A 7,738-nucleotide genomic window follows, 5' to 3' on the forward strand; every position below is an offset into this window, starting at 1 on the left:
AAGTTGGCGTCGAGAGAACGAATGGAATCGCAACGGATTGCGTGGGCGGCTGATCGTCTCGGCCCCGTCGCGGACGTGCTCGGGACGGACGCAACGCCGTGCCCGTTTCCATAGGGCAAAACCTCGCCTGCGTCTTCAACTTTCTGGTCGCGGCCTCGCGTCCGGCGGGTAGCGGTGGACCCGTCCGCCGGGGTCCGTGACGCGCAAAGCCTCTTCGGCGCGCTCGACATATCCCGGACCGATCGGCACCTTGCCATGGCCCCCGGGGATGTCGAGAACATAGGTCGGCTGGCAGAGGCCAGAGACCCGACCCCGAAGCTCGCGCATCAGGTCCTGACCCACATCGATCGTGGTGCGAAGATGGGCCGTGCCGGGCGCGAGGTCGCCCTGGTGCAGGTAGTACGGCTTGATGCGGTTCTCGACGAAGCGGCGCATCAGGTCCGACAGGGTAGCCGCATCGTCGTTGACACCCGCGAGGAGGACCGTCTGGCTGACCATGGGCACGCCGGCGTCCACCAACCGGGCGATCGCCGCACGGGCCTTCGGCGTGAACTCGCCGGGATGGTTGGCGTGGAGCGCCACGAAGGTCGCACCGGGGAAGGCACGCAGCGCTGCGACCAGGGCCTCGTTCACCCGCGCCGGCTCCACCACGGGCACGCGTGTGTGGAAGCGCATGACCTTGACGTGCTCCATGCGGCCGAGTGCGCGGCCGATCGCCTCCACGCGTCGGGGCGAAAGGAGGAAGGGGTCGCCCCCCGTCACCACGACCTCCCAGATCTCCGGCCGTTCCGCTACATAGGCGAGCGCGGCGTCGAGCTCCGGCTCGGTCAGGCTTCCCGCCCCCTCCGGCCCGACGACCTCGCGGCGGAAGCAGAAGCGGCAATAGACCGGGCAGACGTGAAGGGGCTTCAGCAGCACGCGGTCGGGGTAGCGATGGACGATGCCGGGCACCGGCGCGTGCGCCTCGTCGCCGATCGGATCGGCGCGTTCCTCGGGCCGGGTATCGAGCTCGGCTTCGGTGGGCACGAACTGGCGTCCGATCGGATCGTCGGCGTCGGCGATCAGCTCGGCCATGTCGGCGGTCACCGAAACGGCGTAGCGCGCCGCCACGCGCTCCAGTTCGCCGAGGCGTTCGCGGTTCGCAAGGCCCGCTTCGACCAGTGCGCCGGCCGTGCGCAGGGATCCCGTCATCGGCGGATGTCCGCAACCGGCGTCCACAGGACGTCCTCGATCCGGTTCGCGCCCGCTGCCAGCATCACGAGCCGGTCGAAGCCGAGCGCGATGCCGCTCGCCTCCGGCATGACGTTCAAGGCGTCGAGGAAGTCCTCGTCCAACGGATAGCGTTCGCCGTAGACACGCTGGCGCTCGTCCATCTCCGCCTCGAAGCGCCGACGCTGCTCGGCGGCGTCGGTTAGCTCGCCGAAGCCGTTGGCAAGTTCCACGCCGCAGCAATACAGCTCGAAGCGCTCCGCCACGCGCCCGTCGCGGGTGCTTCGCCGGGCGAGCGCAGCTTCCGGAACGGGATAGTCGTAGAGGATCGTCGCGCGCCCCTGCCCCAGCCGCGGCTCGATCTTCTCGGTCAGGACGCGGCTGAAGAGATCGGCCCAGGTGTCGTCCGGCGCGGTGCGCAGGCCAGCGGCCCGCACGTCCGCCTCCAGGCGGTCGCGGTCCGTCTCGCCGCTCGCCGAGACGCTCGCCAGAACGTCGATGCCGGCGAACAGCTGAAACGCATCGGCAACGCTCAGCCGCTCCGGCGCGAAGAACGGGTCGGCCTTGCGATCGCGAAAGGCCAAGCGCTTCACGCCCGCCGTTTCGGCCGCAAGCGCGAGCAGGCCCGCACAGTCGTCCATCAGCGCCTCGTAGGTCTCTCCCGCGCGGTACCATTCCAGCATGGTGAACGCTGGATGATGCAGCGCGCTGCGCTCACCGTTGCGGTAGACGGGGGCGAGGCAGAACAGGCGCGGCTCGCCGGCGGCGAGGAGCTTCTTGCAGGCGAACTCAGGCGAGGTGTGGAGATAGAGCGGCTGACGCGAGCCGTCCGAGCGATGCTCGACGGTCGCAAAGGCGGCGAGATGCGCCTCGTTACCCGGCGATACCTGAAGCGCCGTCGCCTCGACCTCGACGAAATCGCGGTGGGAGAACCAGCTGCGCAGGGAGGCCATGAGCCGGTTGCGCAGCAAAAGACGCGGGCGGCGGTCGGCATGGACATGGGGCGCCCACCAGGGCGAGGCTTGGGTCATGGGGGCTTCGAGGAACGATCTCAGGCATGAAGGGTGCGACGCGAAACAGGCCCGCCCGACTGGCGGCGGGCCGCCAGATGCGCTAGGGCCCAGGATCGAGGCTCGGACGAGCTCCCTTACAACACAAGACCGAAATCAGGAACAAAGCCCGTGAAGGTGATCGCCAGTTCGCTCCGCAAAGGCAACGTCGTCGAACGCGACGACGGCAAGCTCTACGTGATCCTGTCCGCGGAGAACATCCATCCGGGCAAGGGCACGCCCGTGACCCAGCTCGACATGCGCCGCATCTCGGACGGCGTGAAGGTGTCGGACCGCTACCGCACGACCGAGCAGGTCGAGCGCGCCTTCGTGGAGGAGCGCAACCACACGTTCCTGTATTCGGACGACGAGGGCTATCACTTCATGAACCCGGAGAGCTTCGACCAGGTCGCGGTTCCCGAAAGCGTCGTCGGCGACTACGCCCCCTACCTCCAGGAAGGCATGGCGGTGCAGGTCGCCGTCTACAACGACCTTGCCATCTCGATCGAGCTGCCGCAGCGCGCGACCTACGAGGTGACGGAAACCGAGCCGACCACCAAGGGTCAGACGGCCTCCTCGTCCTACAAGCCGGCCGTCCTTTCCAACGGCGTGCGCACGCTGGTTCCCCCGCACATCGCGCCGGGGACCCGCATCGTGGTGATGACCGCCGACGGCTCCTATGTCGAGCGCGCCAAGGACTGATCTCCCGCGTAGACCATAAGCCGGCGAACCCAAGCCCCCCTCCCCGCGTTGGGAGGCACAGGCGCGCGAATGGGATCGCGCGCCAGACCACGCATTGTTGGAGTCTGGTATCGCATGGCGTTCGTACTGGAGGACCTCGGCGCGATCGGCGGGTTGATCGGCTCGCGCGACTGGAGCGACTGCCCGCTCGGGGCTCCGGCCTCCTGGCCCTCGGCCCTGCGCACCACGATCGGCCTCGTGATCGCGGCCCGCGCCGAGATCGTCTTGTTCTGGGGTCCGGAATACACGGCCTTCTACAACGAGGCCTACGCGCCGACGATCGGGAGCAAGCACCCGCGTGCCTTCGGTCGGCCGGCGCGGGAGAACTGGTCCGAGCTCTGGGACGATCTCGAGCCTCTCCTGCGGCGCGTGCGCGAGACGGGCGAGACCTTCGCGGCCAAGGATCGACCGTTCCAGATCGAGCGGCACGGCTTCCTCGAGGACGTGTTCTTCGACATCAGCTACTCCGCCGTGCGCGACGAGACGGGCGCCGTCGGCGGCGTCCTGTGCATCGTGTCGGAAACCACGGGACGCGTGACGGGCGAACGACGGCTGGCGGAAAGCGAGAGCCGCTTCCGCAACATGGCGGACAACGCGCCGGTCATGCTCTGGGTCACGGATCCCGACGGGCGCTGCACCTACCTCAACAAATCATGGTACGAGACCACCGGCCAGACCGCCGAGATGGCGGAAGGATTCGGCTGGCTTCAGGCGACGCATCCCGACGACGCGGAGGAATCGAGCCGGATCTTCCGGGAGGCCAACGCCGCCCACCGGGCGTTTCGCCTGGAATATCGCCTGCGCCATGCGGATGGCCGCTATCGCTGGGCGATCGACGCTGCCTCGCCGCGCTTCGACGAGACGGGCGCTTTCCTCGGGTTCGTCGGATCGGTGATCGACATCGACGAGCGACGCTCGGGCGAGGATCGCCTCCGGGCCAGCGAGCAGGGCTTCCAGGCCATCGCCAACACGATCGACCAGATGATCTGGACGACGCTGCCCGACGGTTTCCACGACTACTACAACGACCGCTGGTACGAATTCACCGGCATGCCCTACGGTTCGACCGACGGCGAAGGCTGGAGCGGCATGTTCCATCCGGACGACCAGGATCGTGCCTGGATCGTATGGCGCCGCTGCCTCGCGACCGGCGAGCCCTACCATATCGAATACCGTCTGCGGCACCACACGGGCACGTATCGCTGGGTTCTCGGCCGCGCCCAGGCGATGCGCGATCCCTCCGGGCGCATCATCCGCTGGTTCGGCACCTGCACCGACATCCACGATTTCAAGCTGGCGGAAGAGCGGCGCGAGTTTCTCCTGCTCCTCAGCGACACCCTTCTCGGGCACCTCGATCCCGTAGGCATCGAAGGTGCGGCGACGCAGCTTCTGGGTCGCCGCGTCCGAGCGGCCCGCTGCGGCTACGGAGAGGTCGACGCGGACGGAGAGGTGGTTCGGGTCGCGCGCGACTGGACGCGTTCGGCCGACGTGATGAGCCTTGCGGGCGAAAGCCGCGCTCTCGACGGGTTCGGCGCCGCGGTGATCGGCGAGCTGCGGGCGGGCCGTACGCTGGTGGTGGAGGATGCGCGAAGCGATCCCCGCGTCGATGAAACCGCCACCAGGACATGGGACGGCATCGGCTGCGTGTCGCTGGTGGTCGTCCCGCTCCTGCGCGACGGGGCGCTCCGCTCCATTCTCTACCTGCACGAGCCCGAGCCGCGGCGCTGGACTGAGGCGGAGGTGCAGCTTTGCGAGGACGTGGCCCTGCGCACCCGCGAGGCGCTGGATCGCGCCCGCGCGGAAGCCGCACTGATCGAGCTCAATGCGACGCTGGAGGAGCGGGTGCGCGAGCGCACCGCCGAACTGGAGCGCACTTCGGACGTGCTGCGCCAGGCGCAGAAGATGGAGGCCGTCGGCCAGCTCACCGGCGGCATCGCTCACGACTTCAACAACATGCTGTCCGTAATCATCGGCTCGCTCGACCTTCTCGGCCGCCGCCTGCCGGAGGGCGAGGCACGCCTGCGGCGCTATGCCGACAACGCCATGGAGGGCGCGCGCCGGGCCGCGACGCTGACGCACCGGCTCCTCGCCTTCTCCCGCCAGCAGCCTCTCAATCCGCAGGCGGTCGACCTCAACAAGCTGGTGTCCGGCATGTCGGAACTCATGCGCCGAACCTTGAGCGGCAATATCCGTCTGGAGACCGTGCTCGGCGGCGGCCTCTGGTCCTGTTCCGTCGACGCCAACCAGCTGGAGAACGTCCTCGTCAATCTCGCGGTCAACGCCCGCGACGCCATGCCGGACGGGGGGCGCCTGACCATCGAGACCCAGAACGCCCATCTCGACGACCGATACGTGGCCGCGGATGTCGGCATCGTCGCCGGTCAGTACGTGCTCGTCGCCGTCACCGACACGGGCACGGGCATGCCGCCGGAGGTGATGGCCAAGGCCTTCGATCCGTTCTTCACCACCAAGGAGATCGGCAAGGGCACGGGGCTCGGCCTCAGCCAGGTCTATGGCTTCGTGAAGCAGTCAGACGGGCACGTGAAGATCTATTCCGAGCCCGGCCGCGGCACCAGCGTGAAGATCTACCTGCCGAGGCTGGTCGCCGAGCACGACACCCCCGATCGCCCCGAGGCGGTGTTACCGGAGCTGACCGACCCGTCGGCCGAGCTGATTCTGGTGGTGGAGGACGACGAGAGCGTACGCCGCGTGACCCTCGAGGCGGTGCAGGAACTCGGCTATCGGACCGTGGAGGCGGACGGGGCCGCCGAGGCGCTGCGGCTTTTGGGGCAACGACCGGACATCGATCTTCTGTTCACGGACGTCGTGATGCCCGACATCGACGGACGGCAACTGGCGGAGGAGGCCCGGCGACAGCGCCCGGACCTTCGCGTCGTGTTCACCACCGGCTACACGCGCAACGCCATCGTGCACCACGGGGTGCTCGATCCCGGCGTGCGGCTGCTGACCAAGCCGTTCTCGCTGGAGGATCTTGCCGCCAAGCTTCGGGACGCGCTGGACGACGTCTGAGACGCCGGGCGTGTTGCCACGGCACAAGCGCCGGGAACCCGCGCGCGACCGGGCAAGCCGGCTGGATCCCCGCAATACGACGAAGGCCCGCCACGTCATCCGTGGCGGGCCTTCGAGACATCCTCCGGATCCGCTCGATCCGGTGCCGTTCCGTCTCGCCTAGCTGGCGGGACCGATATCGCCCGCGACCTTACGCAGCGAGTTGGCGTCGTAGGGTTTTGGCAGGAGCGGCCAGTCCAGCTTCTGGACGTTGACATAACCCGAGACGAGAACGATCCGCACATGGGGGTAGCGCTCGGCCGCCATGCGGGCGAGCTCCGGACCGGAAATGCCGGGCATCCGGCAATCGCTGAACAGCAGCGCCACGTCCGGGCGCTGCTCGAGCACCCGCAACGCCGAGGTGCCGTCCGACGCCTCCAGCACCTCGAAGCCCATTTCTTCGAACATATCAACGGCGTTCAGTCGCACCAAGGGCTCGTCGTCGACGACGAGCACGACCTTTTGCGAACCGGCCTTCACATTATCCTGCATTCCGACGCCCGTCCGTCCGATCGGGCCGCGAACGGCCTCTCGATCTCATGAAGGTGTTTCCAATCCGGCCTAGCATCGCCGGGCACGCGCTCTGAAAGGATTAGATGGTGCGCGGCACGCGAATGGAAACCCCTGAACGGCCGTTCAACCGCAACCGAGACCCGCGTCGTGGGCTCGTTCATGGAAGCCGGACACCGAACGGCGCGGTATCGCGAGGCGGCGCGTGCGGTCCGACCGGGCGGCACGTCCGCGCAGGCCATCGGCCAGCGTCACGGCATCGGGCCAGGGTCCGAAACCGCTGGCGATGTTGACATGGCCGGCGTCGCCGAGATCGTAGAGAGCCGAGCCCCAGGTCGCAGCGCAGCGTTCCGCTCCATCGAAGCGCATATAGGGGTCGTTGCGGCTGGCGACGAGGATGGAGGCGAAGGGCAGGCGCGAACGCGACGCCGAGGCGAAGGGTGCGACGGTCGGCACGCTGCGCGTCAGGGCGCCGAGATCGGCGGGCGCCACCAGGAGCGCACCACCGACATGGCTCGCGGCGGGACGGCCGGCGAGCGAGGCCACCAAGGCGCAGCCGAGACTGTGGGCAACCAGGATCACGCCTGGCCGGCTCGCCATGATGGCGGCCTCCAGCGCATGCAGCCAATCGGCGAGGACCGGTTCCGCCCAGTCCTCCTGCTCCACCGTGCCGGCCAGCGGATCGCCTTGCAGCCAATGGTGCTGCCAGTGCCCCGCCGGCGAACCGTTGAGGCCTGGAACGATCACAGTCTCGGTCATGAGCCCAACGCCTTTCGTCGACATCCGAACGTCGGAACAAACGTAAGACGGGGTCCGCCGGACGGACACGCAAAACATACTCAATTTGTCGATTGACGCGGAAAGGTCGTCCTCGGGGGCCTTAGGCTCCGAGCGCGAGTTCGCGGAACTCGAAATCCAGGCTCTCGGGCGCGCGAGCGGCTTCCGCCAGCGTGCGCTCGTCCAGAACGGCCGAGATGGCGTTGCGCACGTCCAGCATGATCCGGCGCACCGCACAGGACCGCTCGTCGCGACAGTCGTCGCAGCGGCGATAGGCGGTGCGGCTGGCGCAGGGAATGGGGGCGAGCGGGCCGTCGAGGACGCGCAGGATGTGCCCGACGCGGATTTCGGCGGGTGGTCGGGCCAGCGTGTAGCCCCCGCCC

At 68.3% G+C, this 7,738-nt stretch carries 7 protein-coding genes; 2 read left to right on the forward strand and 5 right to left on the reverse strand.

All coding sequences use genetic code 11. The features are described from left to right. Positions 1 to 135: 135 nt before the first annotated feature. Positions 136 to 1,191, reverse strand: coding sequence for a lysine-2,3-aminomutase-like protein (locus AUL34_RS02500; RefSeq protein WP_061930731.1), 1,056 nt, complete (start codon positions 1,189 to 1,191; stop codon positions 136 to 138). Continuing rightward, positions 1,188 to 2,240, reverse strand: coding sequence for an EF-P lysine aminoacylase EpmA (epmA, locus tag AUL34_RS02505; protein WP_061930709.1), 1,053 nt, complete (start codon positions 2,238 to 2,240; stop codon positions 1,188 to 1,190). Before epmA ends, AUL34_RS02500 begins: the two co-directional genes overlap by 4 nt. Positions 2,241 to 2,390: 150 nt before the next feature. Between epmA and efp the strand changes: the two genes are divergently transcribed. Both efp and AUL34_RS02515 read left to right on the forward strand, forming a co-directional pair. Then, a complete protein-coding gene (gene efp / locus AUL34_RS02510; protein WP_061930713.1) occupies positions 2,391 to 2,960 on the forward strand; it encodes an elongation factor P in 570 nt (189 codons plus the stop codon). Between the two features lie 114 nt (positions 2,961 to 3,074). After that, positions 3,075 to 6,029, forward strand: coding sequence for a PAS domain S-box protein (locus AUL34_RS02515; protein ID WP_061930716.1), 2,955 nt, complete (start codon positions 3,075 to 3,077; stop codon positions 6,027 to 6,029). A 159-nt stretch (positions 6,030 to 6,188) separates the two neighbouring features. Here the strand turns inward: AUL34_RS02515 and AUL34_RS02520 are convergent, their stop codons facing one another. From AUL34_RS02520 to AUL34_RS22490, 3 genes are all read right to left on the reverse strand, one after another. Next, positions 6,189 to 6,548, reverse strand: a complete 360-nt coding sequence (locus AUL34_RS02520; protein ID WP_192845675.1) for a response regulator — start codon at positions 6,546 to 6,548, stop codon at positions 6,189 to 6,191. A 156-nt stretch (positions 6,549 to 6,704) separates the two neighbouring features. Continuing rightward, positions 6,705 to 7,337 carry an alpha/beta hydrolase gene (locus AUL34_RS02525; protein ID WP_082653114.1) on the reverse strand — a complete coding sequence of 211 codons (633 nt, stop codon included), beginning with the start codon at positions 7,335 to 7,337 and terminating at the stop codon, positions 6,705 to 6,707. 121 nt (positions 7,338 to 7,458) lie between these two features. Beyond that, positions 7,459 to 7,738 (reverse strand): Rrf2 family transcriptional regulator (locus AUL34_RS22490; RefSeq protein ID WP_192845676.1); only part of this gene is annotated, 280 nt, incomplete at its 5' end.

It is taken from the genome of Aureimonas sp. AU22, from assembly GCF_001463745.1.
Classification (GTDB): domain Bacteria; phylum Pseudomonadota; class Alphaproteobacteria; order Rhizobiales; family Rhizobiaceae; genus Aureimonas.

Excerpts from the sequence above, each read along its gene's own strand:
- epmA (WP_061930709.1), bottom strand. The coding sequence starts at position 2,240 with ATGACCCAAGCCTCGCCCTGGTGGGCGCCCCATGTCCATGCCGACCGC.
- AUL34_RS02515 (WP_061930716.1), top strand. The coding sequence starts at position 3,075 with ATGGCGTTCGTACTGGAGGACCTCGGCGCGATCGGCGGGTTGATCGGC.
- AUL34_RS02500 (WP_061930731.1), bottom strand. The coding sequence starts at position 1,191 with ATGACGGGATCCCTGCGCACGGCCGGCGCACTGGTCGAAGCGGGCCTT.
- AUL34_RS02525 (WP_082653114.1), bottom strand. The coding sequence starts at position 7,337 with ATGACCGAGACTGTGATCGTTCCAGGCCTCAACGGTTCGCCGGCGGGG.